We start from the raw sequence: 26,039 nt of genomic DNA on the forward strand, positions 1-26,039 counted from the left end.
AACGACATTATGCCGGCCATGCCCCTGAAGGCAAGGTGCACTATGCTGCACCGCGCATAGCCATATCCGGGCGTTTGGATAGACTCGCTTGTCGTTCAAATCCAGGGAGGAATGATGTTCTCGCAATACTGCAAGTGGCTGGGTGCGCTGGCTGTCGTCGTCTCAACTTCGGCGACGGCCCAGAGCAATCTTGGCGAACTGCTCGACATGGGCGCGAAGCAGATCCCGCAGGCCGAACTGGTGAGCCTGCTCTCCGGCCTGACGATGTCGGGCGAAAGCTTCAACAACCAGGGCGGCACCATCCGCTTCGACTACAAGGCGGACGGCACCGTGTCCGGGCGCCTGCGCGCCGCCGACGGGCGGGAATTTCCCAGCAGCGGAACCTGGAAAGTCGACGACGCGGGAAAGTTCTGCCGCGACATGACCCGTGCAAACGGAAGCAAGTGGGGAGACTGCCGCTATTTCTACCGGCTCGGCGACGGTTATTTCGCGGCCGAGACCAACGAGCGCGGAACGAAGATTGAAAAGCGCATTTTCGAAAAGCGGTAGGAAAATTCCATGGCGCAACCCCTGAGCGGACGCAGACACAGTTGCTCGACAGGCGAGCGATTCTGCGCGAGACACGGGGCGAACATCGTCAAGCGGCTTGTTCCTGAATTGAAGGAACGACCGTTCCTCGGCCGAAGCGGAAGTTGTATCAGCCAGGCAGCAATTGAAGCTATCGACCCATAGCGGTCGGTTCCTCTGAAAGCAAGCAGACCTTCACTTCGCCCAAGATGGCTGGGCTTCGGGGCAAAAATCGTCTAGCATCACGTAGGTCGGTGACTGTGATGTGACCTGTCCCCCATCCAAAGCCAGCCACTTCATAGAGGGCACAATGGATTCGTCGATCAAGCACTTTTGGCAAGACAAATTTTCGGGGCTTGTTCAAGCGGCATCAATGAAGCCTTATCCCGGGTGGAAGAACGACTGCGAGCACGATGAGTCGTATGTTCCTGCAAAACTTACCCTCCGCGACGACTTCAATGATCTTACGCAGAACGTCTGGCTTATTGGAGCGCCTGGTGCTGTCGGGAAGTCGACTCTTGCCAAGGAGATTTGTGCCGCTACTGGGGCCGTCTATTTGGACTTGGCGGAAGCAGCCACGGTCGCGGGCAACTATATGGTCGGCGGTTTGGTATATACAAACCTCTTGGAGTCTTGGACGGCTGGGCGCGCCGCCGTCCTCATCGACGCACTAGATGAGGCAAGGCTTCGCGTGACGCAATCTGGATTTGAGGCATTTCTTTCGGATGTGGCCGCAGTCGCCAGGATGGGCAAATTCCCTGTCGTCTTGTTGGGAAGAGTCGGCATCATCGAGGAAGCGTGGACCATATTCAATGAGCGGGAAAACCTTGAGCTTCCAATCTTCGATATTGAACTTTTTGAGCCTGACGAGGCCAAGCGCTTCGTACTGGCACGGCTTTTCAAGCTTTCTAAGGCCTTCCACGCAACTACCCGGAGGCCTGAGCATCCGGACTTGGCGCGTGCACTCGAATTGCATCGTACGGTGTACGAAGATGCGATCGACAAGGTTGTGGTTGGTCTCCAAGAACTTTCGGCACATGATGCAAACCGATTCGTTGGGTATGCTCCTGTTCTAGACGCAGTAGCGAAGGTAATTGCCTCCGAGAGCAACCCTGCGCGAATTAACGATGAGATGCGGCGCGTGCTCGAAGGCGAGGTGCTCCTTAGTCTTTCCAACGAGATACTTGCCCGAGAAGCCACGAAACTTGTTGCCCAGGTGAACAGTAGCTTACCTGGCCTGCCAGCCGGACTATACGAGCCGGAAGAGCAACTTGAGAGACTTGCGTGCCGTCTCTTCAAATTGTCACAACCGCCCATGCCTTCGCAACTCACGCAGCAGCAGGTCGCGGCGTATGAGCAGGCAGTTCAGAACTTGCTACCGCAGCATCCGTTCCTAGACGGAACAGGTACAGCACCGTCTAGCGCCGTTTTTGCGGCAAGTACTGTCGCTGCTGCATTACAAAGCCATCGCGGGGACATCGTGAAGGGCGCAGAGCGGTATGCAAACTTTGCACAACACACACCAAACCCGTTCCTCTTCGATTTCTACCGCGAAGCTATCAAGGCAACAGCCGAAATACCAACCGAACACATTGGGTTGGTCTTCGAGTCAGTGCTTGCGAAGTCGAAGCCTGGCGATACCGTTCGATTGAGTGTTGAGGGAGCGGATGGCGGTGCGCTGGATGTCGAAATCATGATCATCCGGCCTGACGAGCAAGCAAATAGGCTTGAGTTTACGGCCCCGTGTACAGGAACTATTCGGCTGGGGCGTCGTGTCGCAGGAGTCAGCATCGATGCAGAAGACACCATAGTCGAGTTAGGCATTGGGGACCAGCTTGAGTTGGTCGCACCGATTTCGATTAATGCACGGACTTTGAAGTTATCATGCAATCAAGTGGTTGTGAAAGCAGAGCCAAAAGCAGAGCCACTAGCTGTTGAGGGAGGTGCTGTGACATTGGAAGCTGCCGAACTTATAGCTGATCCGGCTATTGCCGCACCAACCGTGCGAGTTGGTGCGCAACTTCAGGTAGCCTGGCCAGATTCCACTTCCTATCCGTGGTCGACATTTGCAGCGCCCTCGATACAGGATGAAGATCCTAGAACGATGGAAGCGCTTCGGATACTTCGTCGCCTTACGATGGCCTTCCGGTCTCACAGTAAGGGGCAACTCGCAAGGTTCAAGGGCAAGATCGAGCATGTGCGCATGCTTAAGGGATCGGTTGGACGCGCGTTGCTCGACAAGCTTCTACGGGATGGAGTTGTTCGTCTTAACGGCCCTATGTACTACTTAGAACCTGACGCACTTGGCTCAAAGGTTGGTGCCTCTTTCCTGGAAATCAAGCTGAAGACGTATTCGTCAAGGACAAGAGAATATGTCCAGCAGCTTGGCATTTAAACTCGTATAGAGTCCTTGGCACAGGCCACCGGATGTCCGGTTTCCCGCATTTGGTTGGGCGACTGCTTCTGGCCGGAAGCGGTAGTAGCTGTTTTCTGAATGAACATCCGCTTTGGCCGATGAGCGGAAGTCGCGTGACAATCATCACCGCCTGATCGTAGTCAGAATATCGCCGTATCCCAGCGACTGACTTTTCCCTGAAACGCCGAAACTATCGGCGATTGCGCTCCGTCATCAGTTCCGCCATCGCCGCATTCCCGTTCGGGTCGTCCGGCGAACTCAGCCCTGCGACCACCCCGGCCCGGTCGGCCTCGGGACGGTTCTGGCTGAGTTTCCACTTGCCTTCGATGCGGTCGATGGGGATTTCGATGCCGACGATGGCCTGCATCTGCGCGGCGACGTAGTCGTCCGGGGCGTCGCCGACCGCCCAGGGCTCGGCGCGCTTGCTTTCCTGGGCGTGCGTGAGGTCGTCGATCTGCCGCCGCAGCCAGGCCGCATCTTCGACGATGCGCGGCTTGCCCCAGGCATGCACGGTGACGTAGTTCCAGGTCGGCACCACCTTCTGCGTTTCCCGCTTGCTTGGATACCACGAGGGCGAGACGTAGCCCTGCGTCCCCATGAACACGACGAGGCATTCGGCAACGCCCGGTAAGTCGCGCCAGTGCGGGTTGGCCCGCGCCACGTGGGCGCGCAGGGTGCCGCTGTTGCCCTCCTCGGAATAGACCAGGAAGGGCACGGGCGTGGCGAGCAGGCCGCTGGCACCAGCGCTGGTCAGCAGGCCCAGCGGGTGCTGCCGGATGAGTGCGTGCAGGACGTCGGTGCGCGTTTCGCGGAAGGCGGGCGGGATGTACATCGGGCGGCTTACCTCGCCGCGAAGCAGTAGAACAGCCCGTCGCCGCCGGTCGGGCGGATCTTCTCCATGCTGCAGCCGAGCGTCGGGTGGGCGGAGTTCCAGGAGACGGCCCAGTTCGCCTCGCTCGGGCCGGCGCGGTCGTGGTGGCCGGTCATGGCGGCGCCGCTGTCGCCGCCGTTGGTCCAGTTGCCGCAGGTCATGTCGGGGAAGGGCTTGCCGGGGAAGGCGGTGCCGTCGGGCCGCGAGCCGGTGAGGATGTCGTGCTTGTTGGGCTTCTCGGTGCGGCCGTTGACGAGCTGGCCCTTTTCGTCGAGGGCCGTCTCCTTGTTCAGCTTGCTGTTCGGCGAGTGCAGGTCGTCGACGCTGCGCGCGATCACTTCGCCCTTGGCGTTCTGCCAGGGGCCGGTGCCGATGCGGTCGCGGGCGTTGACGAAGTCGGTGCCGGCCAGCGTGGAAGCCTGGGTGCTGAGGTAGGCGCGCCAGGTGCGATGGCCGCCGCCCGCCGCCTGCGCCAGCGACTGGCAGTGCCGGTCGGCGCCCTCGAGGCCGCCGAGGTCGCCGCCCTTGCCGGGGTTGGCGCTGGTGACGAAGAAGGTCATTTCCTTGGGGCCGGATTGCATCGTGGCGCAGCCCGCCACGACGCCCATCGCGCCGGCCGCGGCCAGCCATAGTGTTTTTCTTTGCATGACGCGCTCCTTTCGTTTGCCGTTGGGGGAAGGCCATCTTGCGGCAGCCGATTGTGATCGTCAATGCGGGTCGCCGACCTTCTTTTCCCGCCGGCGGATCAGCAGGCCGAGCGCGATGCCGCCCAGCGCCGCGCTGCCCGTGACGACCATCGCATCCGTCCAGCGGCCGCTGGCGGCCACCAGCACGGCGATCAGCGGCGGGCCGATGAAGGGGCCGATGTTGCCGAACTGCATGTAGAGGCCCTGCAGCGTGCCGATCTGCCTTGGCGTGCGGGCGTAGCTGGCCGAGGAGGAGAGCACCGAGGCGGGGACGAGTCCGCCGATGAACGAGAGCAGCAGGCACAAGGCGTAGCGCGCTACATCCGGCAGCGCCTCCGCGAAGATGCCGAGTCCGCACAGGCCGGTGGCGAAATTGGCGCCGGCGATCAGATTGCCCCGATGGAAATGCCGCTGCAGCAGGCTGCCGCCGATCAGGTTGCCGGGCACGTTGGCGAGCACCATCAGGCAGGAGAGCAGCGCCACCAGGGGCGCAGCCAGATCGCGCTGCTCGCGCAGGAAGGTCGGCAGCCAGATGATGAGGGCGTAGTGCTGCAGCGTCCAGCAGGTCATGGCGGCGGCCAGCAGCCACGGCTCCGGCTGCGCGAGCGCTTCGCGCGCGGCGGCGACGGGATGCGGGTCGCGGCCTCCCGGGGCGGCGATGCGGTAGGCCGGGCGCGAGCGCCACAGCGCGGCCGTCGCCAGCAGCAGCATGGCCAGCGTAAGCAGCCACAGGCCGCGCCAGCCGCCGAGCGGCATGACCAGCGGCGCCAGCAGCATGACGATGCCGACGCCGGCCGGCAGGTAGCCGCTCCAGATGCCCAGCGCGAAGCGGCGATCGTGCGGGCTGCTGGCGGCGGAGAGCAGGGCCGGCGCCGAGACGGCGACGGAGACCATGCCGGCGCCCTCGGCGAAGCGCGACAGCAGCAGCGCCCATTCCCCGTCGGCGAGCAGCGCGCCGAGGCCGCCGAGCAGGCTGATGGCGAGGCCGGCGAAGCACATGCGCATGGCGCCGACGCGGTCGCCGAAAAGGCCGAAGAGCAGGGCGCCGCTCACCGCGATCAGGTTGATCATCGAGGAGATCCAACCGGCGGCGACGAGCGAGAGCCCGAATTCCGCGCGCAGCGCCTCCATGGCGATCGGTACCTTGCCGACGTTCATGGTCACGGCGACGCCGCAGAAGGCGGCGGCCAGCACGGCGCGCCAGTCGGTTCGGGGCAGTGGGGCGTTCAAGCGGGGGGGCGATCGTTGGTCAGGCCAACATTTTACCGCGCCATCCGCGGCGCCGCATCGCGCAGGATGAGCGAGGGCGAGGCGAAGGGCGCCAGTTTCTCGAGGAAATCCAGCAACTCCAGCGCCGGCGAGTTGGCGAAGAATTTCGCGCGCGGCGTCTCCATCCAGATGCGGTCCGTGTAGAGCCAGACTTCGTGCGGCGTGTCGCCGATGCCGTCGCCGTCGCGGTCGAAGCCCTGGTAGTCGCTCCAGGCGTTGCCCTGCCAGTGGTTGGCCTCGCCGACGCCGGCGGCGCTGACCGCCACCTGGGTCAGGTTGTTCTCGAAGCGGTTGCCGACGATGCGGTGGCCGCCCTTCTCGCCGTAGAAATACATGCCGACGACGTTGTGGGCGAAGCGGTTGCCGCGCACCGTGAGCGCGGCCTCGGCGTTGAGCGGGGCGTTGGCGGAGAGTCCGGCGGCGCAATGCAGGACCTCGTTGCCTTCCACCAGCGCATTGCCGCTGTCCTTGAAGGCGATGCCGGCGCCGCCGCCGTCGAGGGCGTGGGCGACGGTGTTGCCGCGCACGACGAGCTCCGGCGAGTAGAGCACGGCGATGCCGGTGTCGGTGTCCGAGAGGCGGTTGTTCTCGACGATGGCGCGCGGCGAGAAGATGAACTGCATGCCGTAGCGGCCGTCCGCCAGCGTGTTGCCGAGGATCAGGTTGTCGGGCGAGTTGGCGAAGGTGAGGTCGCGCACGGTGCGGAAGGCGTTGCCCTCGATGCGGTTGTGGCGGCTGTACCACAGGCGCAGGCCGTCGCCGCGCGCGCCGCGCGGGGCGGGGCGGCCGCTGACGCGGTTGTTCGCGATGCGGTTGCGGCTTCCCTGTTTGACGTGGATGCCGAACAGCACGTCGTCCACCACGTTGCCCTCGACGAGGTTGTCGTCGCCCTCGACGAGCAGTCCCGCATCGATGCCGTCGTGGCTGTCGCCCGAGCCGGTAAGGCGCATGCCGCGCAGCACCGCGCCGCTTGTCGACAGCGACAGCACCGTGCCTTTTCCGCCGCCTTCGATGACGACCTTGCCGCCGCCGTCAAGCGTGATGGGCCTGGCGATGGTTGCCGGCCCGGTATAGCGGCCGGGCGCCGGGCGCAGCGTGCCGCCGGCGGGCGTGGCGTCGATCAGCGGCTGAAGCGGCGGCAAGGGCGGGGCGGCGAGCGCCGCCGCGAAGGGAAACGAAAGGAGAAAAGTCAGTCTGTACGACACGGCGATATTGTTGCCGCCGTGGCGAAGCTTGCCTTGCCCTGAGTCAAGCTACCAGCTGCCGGACGCGCCGCCGCCGCCGGAGCTGCCGCCCCCGCCGGAAAAGCCGCCGCCGGAAGAGGACGAGCCGGAACTCCACGACGAGCCGCCGGAGCTGCCGCCGACGGTGAAGCCGCCGATGCTGGCGGTGCCCTTGGTCTTGATGTCGCGCTTGGCCTTCTCGTACCAGGGCATGCGCGAGACGATCAGCTTGGCGATGGGGAAGCCGACGAGGTAGGTGCCGAGCAGCCAGAGCGCGCCGGTGGTGCCGACCACGACGATGGGGAACATCGCCCAGAAGGGGATGAGGAAGACGTAGAGGAACCAGCCCATGCCCGGCGTGAGGATGCCGAGCACGGTGAACAGCCCGATGATGCCGAAGATGAAGGCGCCGATGAGGATGCGTTCGGTGAGCGACAGGTCGGGGCCGTCGAAGAAGTTGTCGGATTTCGCTTCCGCCGCGGGCGGCGCCTCGGCCGGCGGCGCCTCGGCGCCGGTGAGCTGGCCGATGACGGCGGCGACGCCTTCCGCCACGCCGGCGTCGAAGTTGCCCTCCTTGAAGCGCGGCGTCATGACGTTGCGGACGATGCGGCTCGCCGCGACGTCGGTGAGCGTGCCTTCGAGGCCGTAGCCGACCTCGATGCGCATGCGCCGATCGTCCGGCGCCACCAGCACCAGCACGCCGTTGTCCTTGCCCTTCTGCCCCAGCTTCCAGGCGTTGAAGACCTGCTCGGCGTAGGACTCGACGCTCTCTCCCTCGAGCGAGGGCACGGTGAGGACGGCGATCTGGTTGCCGGTTTCCGCCTCGTGCGCCTTCAGCTGTTCGGCGAGCTTCAGCTTCGTCTCGGCGCCGAGGATCTCGGCGTTGTCGACGACGCGGCCGGAGAGGTAGGGCACGTCGGCGGCCAGCGCGGCGAGCGCGGCGAGGCCGGCGACGAGGAACAGGGCGAGCTTGTTCATGCGCCTTTCTCCTCGAAGACTTCCTGCGCGATCTCGTCGGCACCCGCGCCGCCGCCGAATCCTTTGGCGACAAGCAGCGCCTCCAGCGCGTCGAGGCCGGCGCGCAGGGCCGGCGCGACCTGGCCGGCGGCGAGCTGCGGCGTCATGCGCGCGACGATTTCCTGCAATTCGGCCTCGCCGAGGCGCAGGCCGCTGTCGGGCAGGACCACCACGCTGCGCTCGAACAGGCCGACCAGCACGAGGATCGCGTTGCGATTTTCCGTGCGCCCGAGGTTCCGGTCGAGGAAGAAGGATTCGGCATACTGCCGCGTCTCGGTCTCGCGCCGGGCAGCGTCGAGGAAGAGGCGGGCGAAGGGCGGGATGAAGACCGCCGCCAGCGCGGCCGCCGCCCCTGCGCCGAGAAAAGTCAGTCCCGCCAGCACGGCGTTTTGCAGCAGCGCGATGGCCGCCAGCGCGGCGAGGGCGGAGCACAGCGCGAAGGCCTTCCAGGGAATCTCGGGATAGGCGTCGCATCTGCCGACGACGGCGGCGGCGACCTGCACGCCGGTGCGCGCCTCGAGGCGCTCGGCGCGCTCGGCGATTTCCTTGCGCCCTGTTTCGGAAAGGTTCATTTCTTCCTCAGGAAAAGTCGCGGGTCGACCGCCGTGCCGTTGGCCAGCACCGTCCAGTGCAGGTGCGGGCCGCTGGTGCGGCCGGTGTTGCCGGACAGGCCGATGCGCTGGCCGGCGGCGACCGGCTCGCCGGGCAGCACCTCGATGCGGTCGAGGTGGCAGTAGAGGGTGACCAGGCCCTGGCCGTGGTCGATGTAGACGGAGTTGCCGTTGAAGAAGTAGTCGCCGGACTCGACGACGACGCCCGCTCCCGCGGCGTGCACCGGCGTGCCGGTCGGCACGGCGACGTCGATGCCGGCGTGCGGCATGCGCTCGAGACCGTTGATGATGCGGCGCAGGCCGAAGCGGCCGGTGAGGCGCCCGGCGGCGGGCAGGCGGAAGGCGGTGTCGATGTCCGGCTCGTCGCGGAAACCGGCCTTGATCTCGTCGATGCGCTTCTGTTCGCGCTCGATGCGCAGCAGGTCCTCGGGCGGCGGCTCGACCTTGCGGTGGTCGGGCACCGTGAAGCGCTGCAGCGGATAATGCCTGGCGGCGACGCGGACCGGCTTCGTCTCCTCGGCGCCGCCGGCGGCGACGCGCAGGGCATGCGGGCCGGGCTCCAGGCTCAGGGGCAGGCCGACCAGCGCCACCCAGCCCCGGCCGTCGCGCAGGACGGCGACGCGCCGCTCGCCGAACCAGGCCTGCGGCCGCTCGGGGCCGTTGCCGAGGCGGACGAGGGCGATGCCGCCCGGCACGGCGGCCTCCTGCGGCAGGGCGTGCGCGGACAGGGCGGCGAGGAAACTCAGCCCCGCGATGGCGAGTCGAAGCAAAAGCGTGTTCATGGCGCCTGAATTGTAACGGCTTGCACGGACACTGTTTTGAACCTAGGGTGAAACCCATGAACAAGCGACGGAGCTTTCTGCAGGGCCTGACGGGGCTGGGCTTCGCGCTGGCGCTCCAGCCCGGCTTCGCGGCCGAACGTGCGCCGCTGACCAAGCCGGTCCCCTCGACCGGCGAGCGCATCCCGCTGATCGGCATGGGGTCGTGGCTGACTTTCGACAGCGGAGCGAGCCCGGGCGCGCTGGCGCGCCTGCAGCCGGTGCTGCAGGCCTTCTTCGACCAGGGCGGGCGGCTGGTCGACTCCTCGCCGATGTACGGCACGGCCGAGCGCGTCATCGGCGAGCTGCTGCCGCGGCTGAAGGGGCGCGAGAACCTGTTCGCCGCCAGCAAGGTGTGGATCTACGGCCAGGCGCTGGGGCGGCGGCAGATGGAGGCCTCGCGCAAGCTGTGGGGCGTGCCGCGCTTCGACCTCATGCAGATCCACAACATGCTCGACTGGGAGGGGCATCTGGACGTGCTGCGCGAGATGAAGCGTGCCGGCGCCATCCGCTACATCGGTATCACCACCTCGCACGGCCGGCGCCACGACGACCTGCTTCAGGCGATGCAGAAGGCCGATTTCGACTTCGTGCAGTTCACCTACGGCCTGCACGACCGCGAGCCGGAGCGCCGGCTGCTGCCGCTCGCCGCCGAGCGGCGCATGGCGGTGATCGCCAACCGGCCCTTCGACAGCGGCGCGCTGTTCGATCGCGTGCGCGGCAGGCCGCTGCCGGACTGGGCGGCGGAGATCGACTGCATGAACTGGGCGCAGGTGTTCCTCAAGTTCGCCGTCTCGCACCCTGCGGTGACCTGCGCGATTCCCGCCACCTCGAATCCCGACCACATGCGGGAAAACATGGGCGCCAACTTCGGCCGCCTGCCGGATGCGGCGCTGCGCCGGCGCATGGCGCAGCATTTCGATTCCCTCTAGCGCGAGCGCTCGCGCAGGAAGTCCTTGAGGATGCGGCCGGTGTGCGAGGCCGCTTTCGCCACCTGCTCCGGCGCACCCTGCGCGACGATGCGCCCGCCGGCCGCGCCGCCTTCCGGGCCGAGGTCGACGATCCAGTCGGCTTCCGCCATCACGTCGAGGTTGTGCTCGATCACCGCCACGGTGTTGCCGCCGTCGACCAGGCGGTGCAGGACGCGGATCAGCTTCTCGACGTCGGCCATGTGCAATCCTACCGTTGGTTCGTCGAGGACGTAGAGGGTGTGGGCGCTCCGCGTGCTCTGTACGCCGCGGCGCGGGGCGGCGTCGCTTCGCACCTTCGCCAGTTCCGTCACCAGCTTGATGCGCTGCGCCTCGCCGCCGGAGAGCGTCGGACTCTGCTGGCCGAGGGTGAGGTAGCCCAGGCCCACGTCCTGCAGCAGGCGCAGGGCGTGGTGGATGGACGGATGCGCCGAGAAGAAGTCCACCGATTCGTCCACGCTCATGGCCAGCACCTCGCCGATGTGCATCCCCTTCCAGCGCACCATCAGCGTCTCGGCATTGAAGCGCGTGCCCTTGCAGACGTCGCAGGGCACCTTGACGTCGGGCAGGAAGCTCATCTCGATCTTCTGCACGCCCTGGCCCTCGCAGGCCTCGCAGCGGCCGCCGGCGGTGTTGAAGGAGAAGCGCGAGGGCGAGTAGCCGCGGATGCGCGACTCCGCCGTGTCGGCGAACAGCTTGCGCACGGCGTCCCAGAAGCCGACGTAGGTGGCCGGGCAGGAGCGCGGCGTCTTGCCGATCGGCGTCTGGTCGACTTCCAGCACGCGGCCGACGGCTTCCCAGCCGCGCAGTTCGCGGCAGCCGTGCAGGGGCGCGGCCTTGTGCTTGCGCCCCTCGGCCACCAGCCGGTGCAGGTTGTCGCGCAGCACCTCGCGCGCGAGCGTCGACTTGCCTGACCCCGAGACGCCGGTCACCACCGTCAGGCGGGCGAGCGGCAGGCGGAGATCGAGGTTTTTCAGGTTGTGCAGGCCGGCGCCGCGGATCTCGATCGCCGTGTCGCGGGGACTGACTTTTCGCCGCGCGGCGAGCGGGTGCAGCAGCGGCTGCGCCAGGCAGCGGCCGGTGACGGAATCGGGGTGGCGCATCAGTTCCTCCGCCGTGCCCTCGGCGACGACGCGGCCGCCCTGCGTGCCGGCGCCGGGGCCGAGGTCGAGCACGTGGTCGGCGCGGCGGATGGTGTCCTCGTCGTGCTCGACCACCACCAGGGTGTTGCCCTTGGCCTCGAGCTTCGCCAGCGTCTCGAGCAGGATGCGGTTGTCGCGCGGATGCAGTCCTATCGTCGGCTCGTCGAGGATGTAGCAGACACCCTGCAGGTTGGAGCCGAGCTGGGCGGCCAGGCGGATGCGCTGCGCCTCGCCGCCGGAGAGCGTCGGCGCCGCGCGGTCCAGCGCCAGGTAGTCGAGGCCGACCTCGCGCAGGAAGGTGAGGCGCGCGCGCAGCTCGACGAGGATGTCGCGGGCGATGGCCTCGTCGCGGCCGGCGAGCTTGAGTTTGGCGAAGAACGCTTCGAGCCCGGAGACCGGCAGGGCGGAAAGATCGGCGATGGAATGGTCGCGGAAGCGCACCGCCAGCGCGGTCGGATTGAGGCGCTTGCCCTCGCAGGCCGGGCAGGCGTGCGCCTCCCCTTCGAACCACTCGTTCCACCAGATCTCCTCGCCGCTCTGCTCTTCGTCGAAGCCGGCGATGGCCAGCCCCGTGCCGTAGCAGGTCTCGCACCAGCCGTGCTTGGAGTTGTAGGAGAACAGGCGCGGGTCGGGCTCGGCGAAGCTCCTGCCGCAGGAAGGGCAGGCGCGCTTGGTCGAGAAGGCGTGCAGCTCGAGCCTGGCTTCGTTTTTCCCCTGGCGGATGGCGCGGACGAGGTCGTCGAGCGGGCCGATCACCTGCACCGTGCCCTTGCCGAATTCCAGCGCGCGGGCGAGCGCCGCGCGTAGTTGCGCCTCGTTGTCCGCCGAGACGACGAGGTCGGCCACCGGCAGCGCGATGTCGTGCTCGCGGAAGCGGTCGAGGCGCGGCCACTTCGCCGTCGGCAGGAAGGCGCCGTCGACGCGCAGGTGGCTGAAGCCCTTGCCCAAGGCCCATTTGGCGAGGTCGGTGTAGACGCCCTTGCGCGCCGTCACCAGCGGCGCCATCAGGCCGATGTGTTTGCCCCGCCAGTCGCGCAGGATGCGCGCGGCGATGGCTTCCTCGCTCTGCGGCTCGATCGGCACGGCGCAGTCGGGGCAGTGCTGCGTGCCGAGCTTGACGTAGAGCAGGCGCAGGAAGTGCTGGATCTCGGTGAGCGTGCCCACCGTGCTCTTGCGCCCGCCGCGGCTGGTGCGCTGTTCGATGGCGACGGTGGGCGGGATGCCGAAGATGGCGTCGACGTCGGGCCGCGCCGAGGGCTGCACGAACTGGCGGGCGTAGGCGTTGAGCGATTCGAGGTAGCGCCGCTGGCCCTCGGCGAAGAGGATGTCGAAGGCCAGGGTCGACTTGCCCGAGCCCGAGACGCCGGTGACGACGGTGAAGCGGTTGCGCGGGATGTCGACGTCCACGCCCTTCAGGTTGTGCTCGCGGGCGTTGTGGATGCGTATTAAATCCCCCGGCGCTGGCGCGCCACCCCCTTTTGCAAAGGGGGTTATGGGTGTGGTCGCGGCGATTCCCCCCTTTGAAAAAGGGGGGCTAGGGGGGATTTCAAACGCCGCCTCATATTCCCGCAGCGCCTTCCCCGTGTGCGACGCCGCGCAGGCCATGACCTCCGCCACCGTGCCGGCGCAGACCAGCTCGCCGCCGGCCTCGCCGCCCTCGGGGCCGAGGTCGACGATCCAGTCGCTGGCGCGGATGACGTCGAGGTTGTGCTCGATCACCACCAGCGAATGGCCGGCGGCGACGAGGCGACGGAAGGATTTGAGCAGCTTGGCGATGTCGTCGAAGTGCAGGCCCGTCGTCGGCTCGTCGAAGAGGAACAGCGTCGGCCTGCCCGCCGTGTCGCTGTCGGCGAGGTGGCCGGCGAGCTTGAGGCGCTGCGCTTCGCCGCCGGAGAGCGTCGGCACCGGCTGGCCGAGGCGCAGGTATTCGAGGCCGACGTCGGCCAGCGGCGCCAGGCGCGCCAGCACCTCGGGCCGGTCGGCGAAAAAAGTCAGTGCCTCGGCGACGGTGAGTTCCAGCACGTCGGCGATCGACTTGCCTTCGAGCGCGACTTCCAGGACCTCGGCGCGGAAGCGCTTGCCGTCGCAGTCCGGGCAGCGCAGGTAGACGTCGGAGAGGAACTGCATCTCGACGTGCTCGAAGCCGTTGCCGCCGCAGGTCGGGCAGCGGCCGTTGCCGGAGTTGAAGCTGAAGGTGCCCGGCGTGTAGCCGCGCTCCTTCGAMACCTCGCTKYKYGCGAASAGGTTGCGGATCGGGTCGAAGGCGCCGACGTAGCTGGCCGGGTTGGAGCGCGTCGTCTTGCCGATCGGCGTCTGGTCCACCATCGCCACTTCGGCGATGTGTTCGACGCCGCGCAGGGCGCGGTGTTCACCCGGTGCTTCGGTCGGCTTGCCCTTCTGCTTGCGCAGCGCGGCGTAGAGCACGTCCTGCACCAGGGTCGACTTGCCCGAGCCGGAGACGCCGGTGACGCAGACCAGGCGGTTGAGCGGCAGGGCGACGTCGATGTTTTTGAGGTTGTGCTCGGCGGCGCCGAGGATTTCGAGCACTTCTCCCCCCTTTGCAAAAGGGGGGCCGGGGGGGATTTCTGCAGCCGCCGTTAAATCCCCCGGCGCTGCCGCGCCACCCCCTTTTCTGACCGAAGGAAATCCCCGTGGGACAAAGGGGGTTACACCGTCCGCTCGTTTTCGCCCTGACAGATATTCCGCCGTCAGCGTCCTCGCTTCGCGCATTTCCTGCGGCCGGCCGAAGAACACCACTTCGCCTCCGCGCTCGCCGGGGCCGGGCCCCATGTCGAGCAGCATGTCGGCCTCGTGCATGATCTGCGGGTCGTGCTCGACCACCACCAGCGAGTTGCCGGCGTCGCGCAGTCGCCGCATGACGCCGATGACGCGGCCCATGTCGCGCGGGTGCAGGCCGATGGACGGCTCGTCGAGCACGAACAGGGTGTTCACCAGCGACGTGCCGAGCGCCGTCGTGAGGTTGATGCGCTGCACCTCGCCGCCGGAGAGCGTGCGCGACTGGCGGTCGAGCGTGAGGTAGCCGAGGCCGACCTCGCAGAGATAGTTCAACCGCGTGCGGATCTCGCCGAGCAGCAGGTCGGCGGCCTCGTCCAGCGGCGCGGGCAGGGCGAGCGTGGCGAAGAAGTCGCGGCAGCGGTCGATCGGCAGCAGCATCAGGTCGTGGATGGAATGCTTTTCCGCGCCGAGCTTCCACAGCAGCGACTCGGGCTTGAGGCGCGCGCCGTTGCAGGCCGCGCAGGGCGTGTAGGCGCGGTAGCGCGACAGCAGCACGCGGATGTGCATCTTGTAGGCCTTGGTCTCCAGCCAGGCGAAGAAATGCTTGACGCCGTACCAGTGGCGCGGCCAGGAGCGCTTCAGGCTGACGTATTCCGGGTCGCCCTCCAGCACCCAGCGCCGGTCCTCCGGCGGCAGGTCGCGCCAGGCGATGTCGGTGGCGACGCCGCGCTTCTTCGCGAAGCGCAGCAGGTCGTCCTGGCACTCGCGGTAGGACTCGGTCTGCCAGGGCTTCACCGCGCCGCCGGCCAGCGTCTTCGATTCGTCCGGCACCACCAGGCCGTAGTCGACGCCGATGATGCGGCCGAAGCCGCGGCAGGCCTCGCAGGCGCCGAGCGGCGAGTTGAAGGAGAAGCTGCTCGGCGCCGGCTCGGCGTAGTGGATGTCGCAGTCGGCGCAGTGCAGGTCGGTGGAAAATTTCCATGGCGTCGCCGGCGTGCCGTCTTCGCCGAGGGGGTAGACGGCGACGCGGCCCTGGCCGACGCGCAGCGCCGCCTCCAGCGCCTCGACGACGCGGGCGCGCTCGGCGCCGGCGAGGCGGAAGCGGTCCTGCACCACTTCGAGCGTCCTGCCGCGGCGGGCGTGGATGCGCGTGTAGCCCTGCGCCTCCAGCAGGCGCAGCACCTCCTCCTCGCCGAAGTTGTGCGGCACCTCGACCGGGAAGGCGACGATGAGGCGCGGGTCGTGCGCCGTGCCGCAGCGACTGACTATTGCGGCGTGGATGCTCTCCGCCGTGTCGCGCCGCACCGGCTGGCCGCAGCGGCGGCAGTGGAGGCGCGCGGCGCGGGCGTAGAGCAGCTTGAGGTGGTCGTTCAGTTCCGTCATGGTGCCGACGGTGGAGCGCGAGGTGCGCACCGGGTTGGTCTGGTCGATGGCGATGGCCGGCGGGATGCCGTCGATGCGGTCCACCTGCGGCTTGTCCATGCGGTCGAGGAACTGCCGCGCGTAGGGCGAGAAGGTCTCGACGTAGCGGCGCTGTCCCTCGGCATAGAGCGTGTCGAAGACCAGCGAGCTCTTGCCCGAGCCGGAGACGCCGGTCACCACGACCAGCTGGCCGGTGGGGAGGTCGAGGCTGAGGTTCTTCAGGTTGTTCTGGCGCGCGCCGCGGATGGCGATGACGGGCTGCTTCTTGTCGGGCATTTATATAGAGGAATTGAATTGCCGGAGAGAAAAGCCAGCTTGCCACAGGCGGGAGCGAACTGCTAGGGTATCCGCTCCAACGGAGAAACCCCAATGACAACAGAAGAATCCGGCAACGTCCAGCCGATGTTCGAAGACAACCGCCTGTCCTTCGACGAAGCCGTGCAGTATGTCGTCCAGCGCAACGCCGCGGCCTTCGCCGTGCATCCGGTGTTCGAGGAGGAGGACGACGAAGCGCCTTCCGGCGCGCGCGTTTTCGTGCTGGCTGCGGATGGAAAAGGCGGCTATATCCTGCGCTTCCTCGCCGGGCGCTTCTTTTCCGGCGCCTATGCCGCCGACGACGTGATCGAGGCCTCAGACATCCCCGAGCGCGTCAGGGAATTGCGCTTCCTGCCGACGCGATTCGAGGACGAATGGTTTTCCGACCAGATCCAGGTGCTGATCGGCAAGCTGATGTCGGCGACGGGCAACGCCGCCCCGCACATGCCGGACTACCAGAACGCGCCGCAGAAGCACGCGGCGGCGGATGTGGTGTTTCCGGTCGCCTTTATCAGTGGGAAGACGAAGCACTGAACAGCGCTTCGTAGTCGTCTTCGGTGGTCAGGGGGCGCGGCACTTTCTTCAGGCCGTCCTCCAGCCAGGCGATGTGCTCGATTTCCTCGCCGGCCAGTTCCCGCGCCAGCCGCTGCACTTCCGGGTCCTCGCTCGCGGCAATGGCCTGCTCGTAGAGCGCCTGCGCGCGCTTTTCGGCGCCCAGGGCGATTTTCAGCGCATCGTGAGGCGTCATGAGATGGAAGACGAACTGGTGGTCGACCTGTTCGGCGGGGGCGTCGTCGAGCCAGCTGAATTCCCAGGGCCGCAGGGCGGGCAGCGGCATGCCGGCGCTGCGGCGCTCGAGTTCCTCGACGTGCTGCTGCTCGAAGCGCGCCAGCTTGCGGAACAGCGCTGCCGTCGCCTGTTCGCCGTGGTCCTCGAGATATTCCGCGAACTGCGCGCTGCGTGACGCCGCCTCGCGTTCGATGGCGAGGGCATTGGCGTAGCACTCGGCGAGATTGCCGATGGGTGTCGCGCTGGCCATGACTGCTCTCCAATTGAAGTTTTTTAGGAGACCAGCCTACGCCTGGAAAGTTTCAAGATAAAGACGCGGTGCACCATGTCCCGCCGGAGCGGTCACTTGCTCTCCGCGGGTGCGGGGGCCGGTGCCGCTGCCGGGCCCGCCGGGCGCTTTGACTGCTCCAGGATTTTCCGCGCCTCGGCATGTCCCTGTGCGGCGGCGAGTTCCAGCCAGAAGCGGGTCTGGGCCAGATCCTTTTCCACGCCGACGCCGTTGGACAGCAGGCCTGCAAGCAGGAATTGCGCACGCGCGTCGGCCTGCTCGGCAGCCTTGCGGGCCCAGGCGGCGCCCTCGGCTTCGTTCTTTTCCATGCCGGCCCGGCCGAATACCAGAAGCTCGCCGAGCAGCGCCTGGCCGAGCGGATCGCCGTCGGCCGCCGCCTTGGCGGCCCAGCGCCGGCCGTCCTCCTCGTTGCGTACTTCCGGCGCGCTGATCAGGGCCAGGGCCAGCAGCCCCTCGGCCTTCGGGTAGTTCTTTTCTGCCGCCATGCGCAGCAGCTTGACGGCTTCCTGCGGATTGCGCTTCGCGGCACGGCCGGTGAGGTAGGCCAGGCCGAGCAGGGTCTGGGCATCGAGGTGTCCCTGGTCCGCCGCGCGGACCAGCCAGGCGATGGCGTCCTCCGGCTTGCCGCCCTGCAACAGCTTGCGCGCGAGCCAGACCTGGGCGTTGGCGTCGCCCTTCTCGGCGAGCGGTTGCCAGTCATTCCCCCTGAGGGGCGCGTGCGGCCTGACGCCGGCGAAAAAGCGTGCAGCTTCGTCCGCCATGGCTGCGGCGTCGCCCACGGCCGATCCCCGCTCGGACAGGGTCGTGGCCATGACGATGCCCTCGTCCGCCGGGTGCAGGCAGGCGAGGCCGTGAAGATCGATGAGCTGCGCCTTGCCGTCCGATCCCCTTGCGCCGAGGTCGCGGGCGCGCTGGTGATAGCGCACGCACTTGCGGTCGGCGGCCGGGTCGGGCTTGACGTCCTCCGAGAGCACCTCGAAGCGCTTGTCGCCGGCGTTCTTTTTCAGGTCCTCGCGCACATTGGCGGCCAGTTCCTCCGTCGTCCGGGCACGCTTTTCGGGCACCTTGCTGCTCGAGATCGCGACCCGGCTGTTGCGGTTCTTGTCGGCGGGACGCACGAAGACCAGCTCGGTCTCGGTGCGCCTGACCATCGCCCAGCCTGCGCCGGCAGGCCGTTCGACCGACATCGGCACCAGCACGACGCGCCCCGGCTTGTCTTCGGCAGGAGCGTGTGTTTGCGCCAGTGCCGACAGGGGCGACAGGGCCAGGCAGGAAAGGAGAACGGTTTTCTGGATAATCATAGCGACGCCATGATAGGCGGAATCGGACTGCGCCGGCTAGTCGCCCCTCCGTGCCGGACGGCCGTCATGCCCGGAGCAGGCCCTCCGCCTTCAGCGCTTCCTGCACGGCCGGCCGCGCCGAGATGCGCTTGAGGTACTCGGTGATGCTTGGCCAGCGGGACAGGTCGATCTTCACCCAATGCGTCCAGTTGAGCACGGTGAAGAGATAGCAGTCGGCCACGCTGAAGGCGTCGCCCATCAGGTAGTCGCGGCCTTCGAGCGCTTTCGCCACGTAACCGATGCGGCGGTCGAGCAGCGCACGCGCCGCCGCCTTCCAGTCGTCCGAGGCCTGCTTGTTGAAGAGCGGGCTGAAGGACTTGTGCAGCTCCGAGGTGATGTAGTTGAGCCACTCCTGCAGCCGCACGCGCTCCATCGTGCCGGCGGGCGGCGCCAGCTTCTTCTCCGGCACCCGGTCGGCGATGTATTGGACGATGGCCGGCCCCTCCGTCAGCGTCTCGCCGTCGTCGAGAATCAGCACCGGCACGTAGCCCTTGGGATTGATGTCGCGGAAGTCGCTGCCGTCCTCGAGCTTCTGGGAATGGAGGTCCTTTTTTACGAGGTCGAAGGACAGGCCGGCCTCGCGCAACGCGATGTGGGGGGAAAGGGAGCAGGCGCCGGGACTGTAGTACAGCTTCATTCTGGGTTCTCCTGAGAGGCGGTCTTATAGGTACGACAAGTTTAACTTATGGGTGCCTGAAAATAATTGCTCGATCTTTCGGGCATCGGCCCTGTCCGGCGCATGGTTTTCCGCAGTTGCGCATGGCACACTCAACGGTTCATTTTCAACCGAGGCCCGGCCATCATGAAAGCCCGCAAGTTCATTTACGATTTCGAGGAAGGCGACGGCAAGGACAAGATGCTGCTCGGCGGCAAGGGCGCCAATCTGTGCGAGATGACGCAGATCGGCCTCAACGTGCCGCCCGGCTTCACCGTCACCACCGAAGCCTGCCTCGCCTATCTGGAGAACAACCAGCTGCCCGAAGGACTCATGGACGGCATCAGGTCGCACATGAAGGCGCTGGAGAAGAAGACCGGCAAGGGCTTCGGCAGCGCGGAGAATCCGCTGCTGGTGTCGGTGCGCTCCGGCTCGGCGATGTCGATGCCGGGCATGATGGACACCATCCTCAACCTCGGCCTCAACGAGACTTCGCTCGCCGGCCTCATCAAGCAGACCGCCAACCCGCGCTTCGCCTGGGACGCCTACCGGCGCTTCGTCCAGCTCTTCGGCAAGATCGCGCTGGGCATCGCCGACGAGGCCTTCGACGAGAGGATGCACGCCGTCAAGAAGAAGTACGGCGCGCTGCAGGACGTCGATCTGTCCGCAGACAACCTCAAGGAGCTGGCCGGCGAGTTCCTTTCAATAATCCAGCGCCACACCGGCAAGCCCTTCCCGGCCGATCCCTACGCGCAGCTGGAGATCGCCGTCGGCGCGGTGTTCCGCTCCTGGATGGGCAAGCGCGCCGTCGACTACCGCAAGCAGTTCAAGATCACCAAGGACATGGCCAACGGCACGGCGGTGAACGTGTGCACCATGGTGTTCGGCAACATGGGCAACGATTCCGGCACCGGCGTCGGCTTCACGCGCAACCCGGGCACCGGCGAGAACCTGATCTACGGCGAGTACCTGGTGAACGCCCAGGGCGAGGACGTGGTGGCCGGCATCCGCACGCCGAAGCCCATCGCCGAGATGGAAAAGGAGATGCCGGAGATCTACCGCCAGCTGATGGAGCTGCACAACCGGCTGGAGTCGCACTACAAGGAAGTGCAGGACTTCGAGTTCACCATCGAGAAGGGGCGGCTCTACTGCCTGCAGACGCGCAACGGCAAGATGAACGCGCGCGCCATGGTGCGCACCTCGGTGGAGATGTTCCACGAAGGCCTCATCGGCAAGGAGCGCGCGATCCTGCGCGTCGATCCGGCCATGCTGGAGCAGCTGCTGGTGCCGCAGCTCTCGCCCTCCTTCCGCGGCAAGTCGCTGGCGCAGGGCCTGCCGGCCTCGCCCGGCGCCGCCTCCGGCAAGATCGTCTTCGACGCCGACACGGCGGAAGCGCGCGGCAAGGCCGGCGAGCGCATCATCCTCGTGCGCGAGGAGACCAAGCCCGAGGACATCCACGGCTTCTTCCAGGCGCAGGGCATCCTCACCAGCCGCGGCGGCAAGACCTCGCACGCCGCCGTGGTGGCGCGCGGCATGGGCAAGCCCTGCGTCTCCGGCTGCGAGGCCATCGTCATCGACGTCGTCGCCCGTCGGGCGGTGATCGGCAGCGCCACGCTGCACGAGGGCGACGTCATCACCATCGACGGCGGCTCGGGCCATGTCTACGCCGGCGAGGTGCCGACCGTCGAGGCCGAGGTGTCGGAGGAGATGTCCGTCCTGCTCGAGTGGGCCGACGAGATCGCAAGACTGCATGTGATGGCCAACGCCGACACGCCGGAGGACGCCGCGCGCGCGCGCGCCTTCGGCGCCGTGGGCATCGGCCTGTGCCGCACCGAGCGGATGTTCAACGGCACCGACCGCCTGCCCATCGTGCAGGAGATGATCCTGGCGGAAACGCAGGAGGAGCGCCAGGCCGCGCTCGACCGCCTGCTGCCGATCCAGCGCGCCGACTTCAAGGGCATCTTCAAGGCCATGAAGGGGCTGCCGGTGACGGTGCGCCTGCTCGACCCGCCGATGCACGAGTTCCTGCCGACGGCGGCGCAGCTCGAGCTGGAGATCGCCCACCTGCACCACCTGCGCGACACCATCAAGGGCCTGGAGGAACTGCCGGAGACGCTGAAGCTGCTCAATCCGAAGCTCTACCAGCAGTACGCCGACGGCCTCGTCAAGCTGATGGACGGCCTGCACACCTTCAAGGAGTCCCACCTCGAGGAGGACGTCATCGCCAAGAAGGAGAAGGTCCTCAAGAAGGTGCGCGCGCTCTCCGAGGTGAACCCGATGCTCGGCCATCGCGGCGTGCGCCTCGGCATCACCTATCCCGAGATCTACTCGATGCAGATCCAGGCCATCCTCGAGGCGGCCGCGCAGTGCGCCAGGGAGGGCGTCGAGGTGCATCCGGAAATCATGGTGCCGCAGGTCGCCACGGTGGAGGAACTGCGCCGCATCCACGGCTACGTGCAGCGCCTGCACAAGGTGGTGGAGCTCACCCACGGCATCAACGTGCGCTTCAAGTTCGGCTCCATGATCGAAGTCGTGCGCGCCTGCATGCGCGCCGGCCGCCTGGCCGAGATGGCGGAGTTCTTCTCCTTCGGCACCAACGACCTGACCCAGGCCACCTTCTCCTTCTCGCGCGAGGACGCCGAGAACAAGTTCCTGCCGGCCTACAACGAGTCGGGCATCCTGCAGGACAATCCCTTCGAGGTGCTCGACGTCAAGGGCGTGGGTCAGGTGATGAAGATCGCCGTGGAGAACGGGCGCAAGACCAATCCGGATCTCAAGATCGGCATCTGCGGCGAGCACGGCGGCCATCCGGCCTCGATCCGCTTCTGCCACCACATCGGGCTGAACTACGTGTCGTGCTCCGGCCCGCGCGTGCCGATCGCACGGCTGGCGGCGGCGCAGGCGAAGCTGCTGGAGGGGCAGTACGCGGATCCGGTGTAAGGCGGGAGGGGGCGGGCGTAGGTCGGCCTTCAGGCCGACCTACGGTTTTTCAGCTGGCGTCGCGCCGCTCCTCGAGCGAGGCGGCGGCGCTGATGCCGTCGATCAGCGAGCGGCCCTTCGGCGTCAGGTGCCAGCGCACGACGTTGCGTTCGTCGATCTTCGACTCGATCAGCCCCATCGCCTTGAGCGCCGCCAGGCGCGCGGCGATCTGGTCCTTCGGCAGGGTGGTCCTGGCGGCCAGGCCGGTGTTGGCGCCGTAGATGGCGTTGCCTTCGGCGACGGCGCGCATGAGCTCGATGTCGCCGTAGCTCACGGCGTTGCGCGGCAGCTCGACGATGGAGGCCGGCGCCGGCTCGGGCACGGCTTCCGGCTCGGCGGCGCGGGCCGCCGATGCCGCAGCGGCCGGCAGCGGGGCGCGTTCGCTCGCATACTGCAGGTGCTTCACTTCGCGCCGCACCTGCTCGACCTGGCCGATCAGGCGGGCGGCGATGTTCTCGAAGAAGCGCCGCGTCACCACCACATAAAGCAGGCAGAAGCCGGCGAAGACGAAGAGTTCGCTGGATTTCAGCCGGGTGGCTTCCAGCAGGTGGCTGGACATCATGTTGAGGAACAGCGGCACCGTCAGGGCGGCGACGACGCCGAGCACCATGTGCCGGCCGGCGCTGCCCCAGGGCGAATTGCTGTCGCGCTCGTTGAGGAAGAAGTTGGCCAGCCCGCCGAGCAGGCCGGCGGCGACCATGATGCCGAGGATGATGATCAGGTGGCCGTCGATTGCGGCCGCGGTTTCTGCATTTCCCATACGCCCTCCCCGTGTGCGGTATGGAACCGTACTATGCCATAACCCGGCGGGCCGCGTAACGGCTATTTGGCCTCGGGCCTGCCGGCTTCCCGGCTGAGCTGCTTGGCCTGCACCTTGTCGTTGAGGAACTGGATGGAGATCGTGGTGTTGCCGTCGCGCCAGGTGGCCATGCCGCCGGACAGACCGGCGACGCTGACGGCGCTGGTCTCGGTCGGCTCGCCGAGGATGGCGGCGACTTCCTTCTGGCTCATGCCGGTCTGGATGCGCTCGAAGTTCTCCGCGGAGATTTTCGAACCGCAGGCGGCGAGGAGGAGGGCGGCAGTGCCCAGCAGCAGCAAACGCATGCGCATGACGAAACCTTTCATTTTGCGAACAGCCGGGCCGGATCGCTGAAGGCCTTGAACTCCAGGGCGTTGCCGAAGGGGTCCATCAGGAACATCGTCGCCTGCTCGCCCGGCTGGCCCCTGAAGCGCACGTAGGGTTCGATGACGAATTCCATGCCGGCGGCGCGGAAGCGCTCGGCCAGCCGTTGCCATTCGTCCATCGGCAGCACCAGCCCGAAGTGGCGCACCGGCACCTGCTTGCCGTCGACCGAGTTGGTCGGGTCGTCGGAGGCCATGCGCTTGACCAGGTGGGCGACGATCTGGTGGCCGCGGAAGTTGAAGTCCACCCATTCGTCGGAACTGCGCCCTTCCGGGCAGCCGAGGAACTTGCCGTAGAACTCGCGCGCGCGGGCAAGGTCGGTGACGGGGAAGGCAAGGTGAAACGGGGGCAGGGTTGCCATGCGATTCTCCTCAGGGTGTCTGCCCTCCCGCTCTGTGGCGGGACGGGCCGGCTAGTGTGCCATAGACCCTAAGCCGTTGCCACCGGCCACGGAATCGGATCCCCGTCTTCCATGGCAGCCTGCCGCGGCGGATATGGCTCGCGATGGATCTCCCGGCCATCGCTGCCGCGGATGATCAGTTCGTCGGTGTCGAGGTTGTATTCCGGGTTCTGCGGGTCGTTCCACTGGTTCAGGAAATAGGTGTAGAAGGCCGGGAAGAATCCGCGATTCGGCCTGCCGGCCTGCAGCTCGAAGACGTATTCCGGGTTCTGCTCGAAGCTGCGCCCGTCGTGGCAGCAGCGGACCCAGGCATGCTCTCCGGTGAAGACCAGCTTCCAGAAGGGGGAGTCGTCGTGGAGCTTCAGGTCGACCTTCTTCCCTTCCGCCCGCAGGCGCTTGAGGCAGGCGATGCTGGCTTCCAGCTCGCGGCGAAACCGCGCGAGGGTGCCGGCCGGGTCGGCATGCGCGCTGACATAGCCGGCCGCGGCCGCGCTGTAAGGATTCATGAGCATGACGCGGATCTCGTAGCACTCCCCCAGCGCACGGTTCAGGGGAGCGTCGTCTGCCGCGAACGTTCCATAGCCCGTGATGGACAGGATCGCGACGTCGCGTTTCCAGGGCACGGCGCGGATCAGGTCCCTTCCCAGCAGCCGCGACAGCCAGTCGCTGGCTTCGCGCACATGCACCAGCGAGGCGATCGTGCTCATGTGCGCCCGGCTGCGGTAGTGCAAGGTCAGCTTGGCCAGGTTGAACAGCAGCACCAGCAGGCCGGCAAAGCCGATCTCGGTGAGCAGCAGCATCTGGGAATCGTCCTGGACCATCGGCCACCACGAATAGAGGATGTAGCGCGCGATGTCGGGCAGCGCGAAGGCGATCCCGACGGCGAGCAGGGTGATGGCGGCATGCGCGATGACATGGCGCAGGCCGACCCACAGGTGATCGGAGGGCAGTTTCGGAAACACGGATTCCTCCCTGAAGAAAGGATGCGGGAGCCGGCCCGGGGCGCGGTGCCCGGCCGGACGGGGTATGCGGGAATGCGCCCCCTCCCGTCGCCGGGGGGGCGGGTCGTGCTATTTCAGGCGGATGTCGTTGGTGACGCTCTTCACGCCGGGGACGTCGGCAGCGATCTTCACCGCCCGCGCCCTTTCTTCCGCGGTGCCGGCGAAGCCGCTGAGCTGCACCTTGCCCTTGAAGGTTTCCACGTTGATGTTCAGTCCGCTGACCTGCTTGTCCTGCAGCAGTGCAGTCTTGATCTTGCCGGTGATGGCCGTGTCGTCGATGTATTCGCCGGTGCTCTCGCGCGTCGTCGTGCCGGCACAAGCGCCGAGGAGCATGGCGGACGAAACCATGAGGAACTGCCTGCGGATCATTCGCATCGATTTCAATGGACACTCCGTTTGCTGTTTATGGACCCTCAGGGCATGCAGCATCCATGCCATTTCATGGAGAGACATTTGGAATCAGCAAGGTAGCGAACGTGGCGTGCAGTCGCGCCAGGCCGGCTTTGTCGGGCAGGAGGGACACGTTCCCGCCAGCAGGGTTTTTATGTCGTTGTTTTGCGGCGGATGCGGGATGTCGCGAGAAAACGACAGGGGGCGGATCAGGCGGCGGCCGCACCCGGCCAGGGAATCACGTAGAACAGCACGGCGAAGAAATGCAGGGCGGCGCCGGCCAGCACGAAACCGTGCCAGATGGCATGGTTGTAGGGCAGGCGTCGCCACTTGTAGAAGATCACGCCGGCCGTGTAGGCAAGGCCGCCGGCGGCAAGCAGGACCAGACCGCCGGTACCGACGCGCTCGAGCATCGGCTGGATCGCCACCACCGCCGCCCAGCCCATGGCGAGGTAGAGCGCCACCACCAGCCCGTGCAGCCGGCCCTTCAGCAGCAGGCGCAGGGCAATGCCGGCGATGGCCAGCGCCCAGATCACGGCGAACAGCGACCAGCCCCACGGCCCGCGCAGGTTCACCAGCATGAAGGGCGTGTAGGTGCCGGCGATGAGGAGAAAGATGGCGGAGTGGTCGAGGGCGCGCAGGGTTTGCTTGATGCGCTCGGCCTGCACGCTGTGGTAGAGGGTGGAGGCGGTGAAGCAGAGGACCAGGGTGGCGCCGAAGATGCTGCTGCTCACCACATGCCAGGCATCGCCGTGGCGCGCGGCGAAGGCGGCCAGCACCGCCAGTCCGGCGATGGCCAGCACGACGCCGATCCCATGCGTGACGCTGCTGGCGATTTCCTCGTGCAGGGAGTAGCGGGGCAGGGCGGGCAAGGCGGTCATGCGGGAGTCTTTTGGGCGGGCAGTTCAAAAGGTGAGAAAGTATAGTCCGATTGCCTGCTCATGATTAGTGG

General features: G+C 66.8%; 22 protein-coding genes. 5 read left to right on the top strand and 17 right to left on the bottom strand.

The window, feature by feature from the left end; all coding sequences use genetic code 11:
* Positions 1–111 precede the first annotated feature (111 nt).
* Positions 112–549 carry a hypothetical protein gene (locus ROZ00_00425; protein ID MDT3734671.1) on the top strand — a complete coding sequence of 146 codons (438 nt, stop codon included), beginning with the start codon at positions 112–114 and terminating at the stop codon, positions 547–549.
* A gap of 328 nt (positions 550–877) precedes the next feature.
* Positions 878–2,962 (top strand): hypothetical protein, encoded by a 2,085-nt coding sequence (locus ROZ00_00430; protein ID MDT3734672.1) that lies wholly within the window; start codon positions 878–880, stop codon positions 2,960–2,962.
* A 211-nt stretch (positions 2,963–3,173) separates the two neighbouring features.
* On the opposite strand, the gene ROZ00_00435 is transcribed toward ROZ00_00430, so the two are convergent.
* From ROZ00_00435 to ROZ00_00465, 7 genes are read right to left on the bottom strand one after another with little or no spacing between them, the layout of a single operon-like run.
* Positions 3,174–3,815, bottom strand: coding sequence for an FMN-binding negative transcriptional regulator (locus ROZ00_00435; protein ID MDT3734673.1), 642 nt, complete (start codon positions 3,813–3,815; stop codon positions 3,174–3,176).
* Between the two features lie 8 nt (positions 3,816–3,823).
* On the bottom strand, positions 3,824–4,501 hold the full coding sequence (locus tag ROZ00_00440; protein MDT3734674.1) for a hypothetical protein: 678 nt from the start codon (positions 4,499–4,501) through the stop codon (positions 3,824–3,826).
* A 60-nt stretch (positions 4,502–4,561) separates the two neighbouring features.
* On the bottom strand, positions 4,562–5,770 hold the full coding sequence (locus ROZ00_00445; GenBank protein MDT3734675.1) for an MFS transporter: 1,209 nt from the start codon (positions 5,768–5,770) through the stop codon (positions 4,562–4,564).
* A gap of 32 nt (positions 5,771–5,802) precedes the next feature.
* A complete protein-coding gene (gene nosD, locus ROZ00_00450) occupies positions 5,803–7,014 on the bottom strand; it encodes a nitrous oxide reductase family maturation protein NosD (GenBank protein ID MDT3734676.1) in 1,212 nt (403 codons plus the stop codon).
* A gap of 48 nt (positions 7,015–7,062) precedes the next feature.
* Positions 7,063–8,010: a TPM domain-containing protein gene (locus ROZ00_00455; protein ID MDT3734677.1), complete on the bottom strand. Its 948-nt coding sequence runs from the start codon at positions 8,008–8,010 to the stop codon at positions 7,063–7,065.
* Positions 8,007–8,621 carry a TPM domain-containing protein gene (locus ROZ00_00460; protein MDT3734678.1) on the bottom strand — a complete coding sequence of 205 codons (615 nt, stop codon included), beginning with the start codon at positions 8,619–8,621 and terminating at the stop codon, positions 8,007–8,009. The genes ROZ00_00455 and ROZ00_00460 overlap by 4 nt, the downstream gene beginning before the upstream one ends.
* Positions 8,618–9,442: a peptidoglycan DD-metalloendopeptidase family protein gene (locus ROZ00_00465; protein MDT3734679.1), complete on the bottom strand. Its 825-nt coding sequence runs from the start codon at positions 9,440–9,442 to the stop codon at positions 8,618–8,620. The genes ROZ00_00460 and ROZ00_00465 overlap by 4 nt, the downstream gene beginning before the upstream one ends.
* Before the next feature lie 56 nt (positions 9,443–9,498).
* Here ROZ00_00465 and ROZ00_00470 point away from each other — a divergent pair, with 56 nt between their 5' ends.
* On the top strand, positions 9,499–10,410 hold the full coding sequence (locus ROZ00_00470; protein MDT3734680.1) for an aldo/keto reductase: 912 nt from the start codon (positions 9,499–9,501) through the stop codon (positions 10,408–10,410).
* Here the strand turns inward: ROZ00_00470 and uvrA are convergent.
* Positions 10,407–16,022, bottom strand: a complete 5,616-nt coding sequence (uvrA, locus tag ROZ00_00475) for an excinuclease ABC subunit UvrA (GenBank protein MDT3734681.1) — start codon at positions 16,020–16,022, stop codon at positions 10,407–10,409. The two genes, ROZ00_00470 and uvrA, sit on opposite strands and share 4 nt — an antisense overlap.
* A gap of 93 nt (positions 16,023–16,115) precedes the next feature.
* Between uvrA and ROZ00_00480 the strand changes: the two genes are divergently transcribed.
* On the top strand, positions 16,116–16,595 hold the full coding sequence (locus tag ROZ00_00480) for a hypothetical protein (GenBank protein MDT3734682.1): 480 nt from the start codon (positions 16,116–16,118) through the stop codon (positions 16,593–16,595).
* Here ROZ00_00480 and ROZ00_00485 read toward each other — a convergent pair.
* From ROZ00_00485 to gstA, 3 genes are all read right to left on the bottom strand, one after another.
* Entirely contained in the window at positions 16,573–17,100 is a 528-nt protein-coding gene (locus ROZ00_00485) for a ferritin family protein (GenBank protein MDT3734683.1), read from the bottom strand. The two genes, ROZ00_00480 and ROZ00_00485, sit on opposite strands and share 23 nt — an antisense overlap.
* A 92-nt stretch (positions 17,101–17,192) precedes the next feature.
* Positions 17,193–18,440 carry a tetratricopeptide repeat protein gene (locus ROZ00_00490; protein MDT3734684.1) on the bottom strand — a complete coding sequence of 416 codons (1,248 nt, stop codon included), beginning with the start codon at positions 18,438–18,440 and terminating at the stop codon, positions 17,193–17,195.
* Positions 18,441–18,504: 64 nt separating this feature from the next.
* Positions 18,505–19,116: a glutathione transferase GstA gene (gene gstA / locus ROZ00_00495; GenBank protein ID MDT3734685.1), complete on the bottom strand. Its 612-nt coding sequence runs from the start codon at positions 19,114–19,116 to the stop codon at positions 18,505–18,507.
* 165 nt (positions 19,117–19,281) lie between these two features.
* On the opposite strand from gstA, the gene ppdK reads away from it, so the two are divergent.
* On the top strand, positions 19,282–22,074 hold the full coding sequence (ppdK, locus tag ROZ00_00500) for a pyruvate, phosphate dikinase (GenBank protein MDT3734686.1): 2,793 nt from the start codon (positions 19,282–19,284) through the stop codon (positions 22,072–22,074).
* A 49-nt stretch (positions 22,075–22,123) separates the two neighbouring features.
* Here the strand turns inward: ppdK and ROZ00_00505 are convergent, their stop codons facing one another.
* The 6 genes from ROZ00_00505 to ROZ00_00530 all read right to left on the bottom strand — a co-directional run bounded on the left by ROZ00_00505 (position 22,124) and on the right by ROZ00_00530 (position 25,968).
* Complete coding sequence (locus tag ROZ00_00505; protein MDT3734687.1) at positions 22,124–22,873, bottom strand: hypothetical protein; 750 nt, start codon at positions 22,871–22,873, stop codon at positions 22,124–22,126.
* Between the two features lie 62 nt (positions 22,874–22,935).
* A complete protein-coding gene (locus ROZ00_00510; protein MDT3734688.1) occupies positions 22,936–23,223 on the bottom strand; it encodes a DUF3862 domain-containing protein in 288 nt (95 codons plus the stop codon).
* Between the two features lie 11 nt (positions 23,224–23,234).
* The gene (locus ROZ00_00515; protein MDT3734689.1) at positions 23,235–23,657 is read right to left on the bottom strand and encodes a VOC family protein; all 423 of its coding nucleotides are present in this window, start codon (positions 23,655–23,657) and stop codon (positions 23,235–23,237) included.
* A gap of 68 nt (positions 23,658–23,725) precedes the next feature.
* Entirely contained in the window at positions 23,726–24,658 is a 933-nt protein-coding gene (locus tag ROZ00_00520) for a hypothetical protein (protein ID MDT3734690.1), read from the bottom strand.
* Between the two features lie 108 nt (positions 24,659–24,766).
* The gene (locus tag ROZ00_00525) at positions 24,767–25,072 is read right to left on the bottom strand and encodes a BON domain-containing protein (protein MDT3734691.1); all 306 of its coding nucleotides are present in this window, start codon (positions 25,070–25,072) and stop codon (positions 24,767–24,769) included.
* A gap of 224 nt (positions 25,073–25,296) precedes the next feature.
* Positions 25,297–25,968: a hemolysin III family protein gene (locus ROZ00_00530; GenBank protein ID MDT3734692.1), complete on the bottom strand. Its 672-nt coding sequence runs from the start codon at positions 25,966–25,968 to the stop codon at positions 25,297–25,299.
* Positions 25,969–26,039 lie beyond the last annotated feature (71 nt).

Origin of the sequence: Denitratisoma sp. (genome assembly GCA_032027165.1) — a bacterium.
Lineage (GTDB): Bacteria > Pseudomonadota > Gammaproteobacteria > Burkholderiales > Rhodocyclaceae > Desulfobacillus.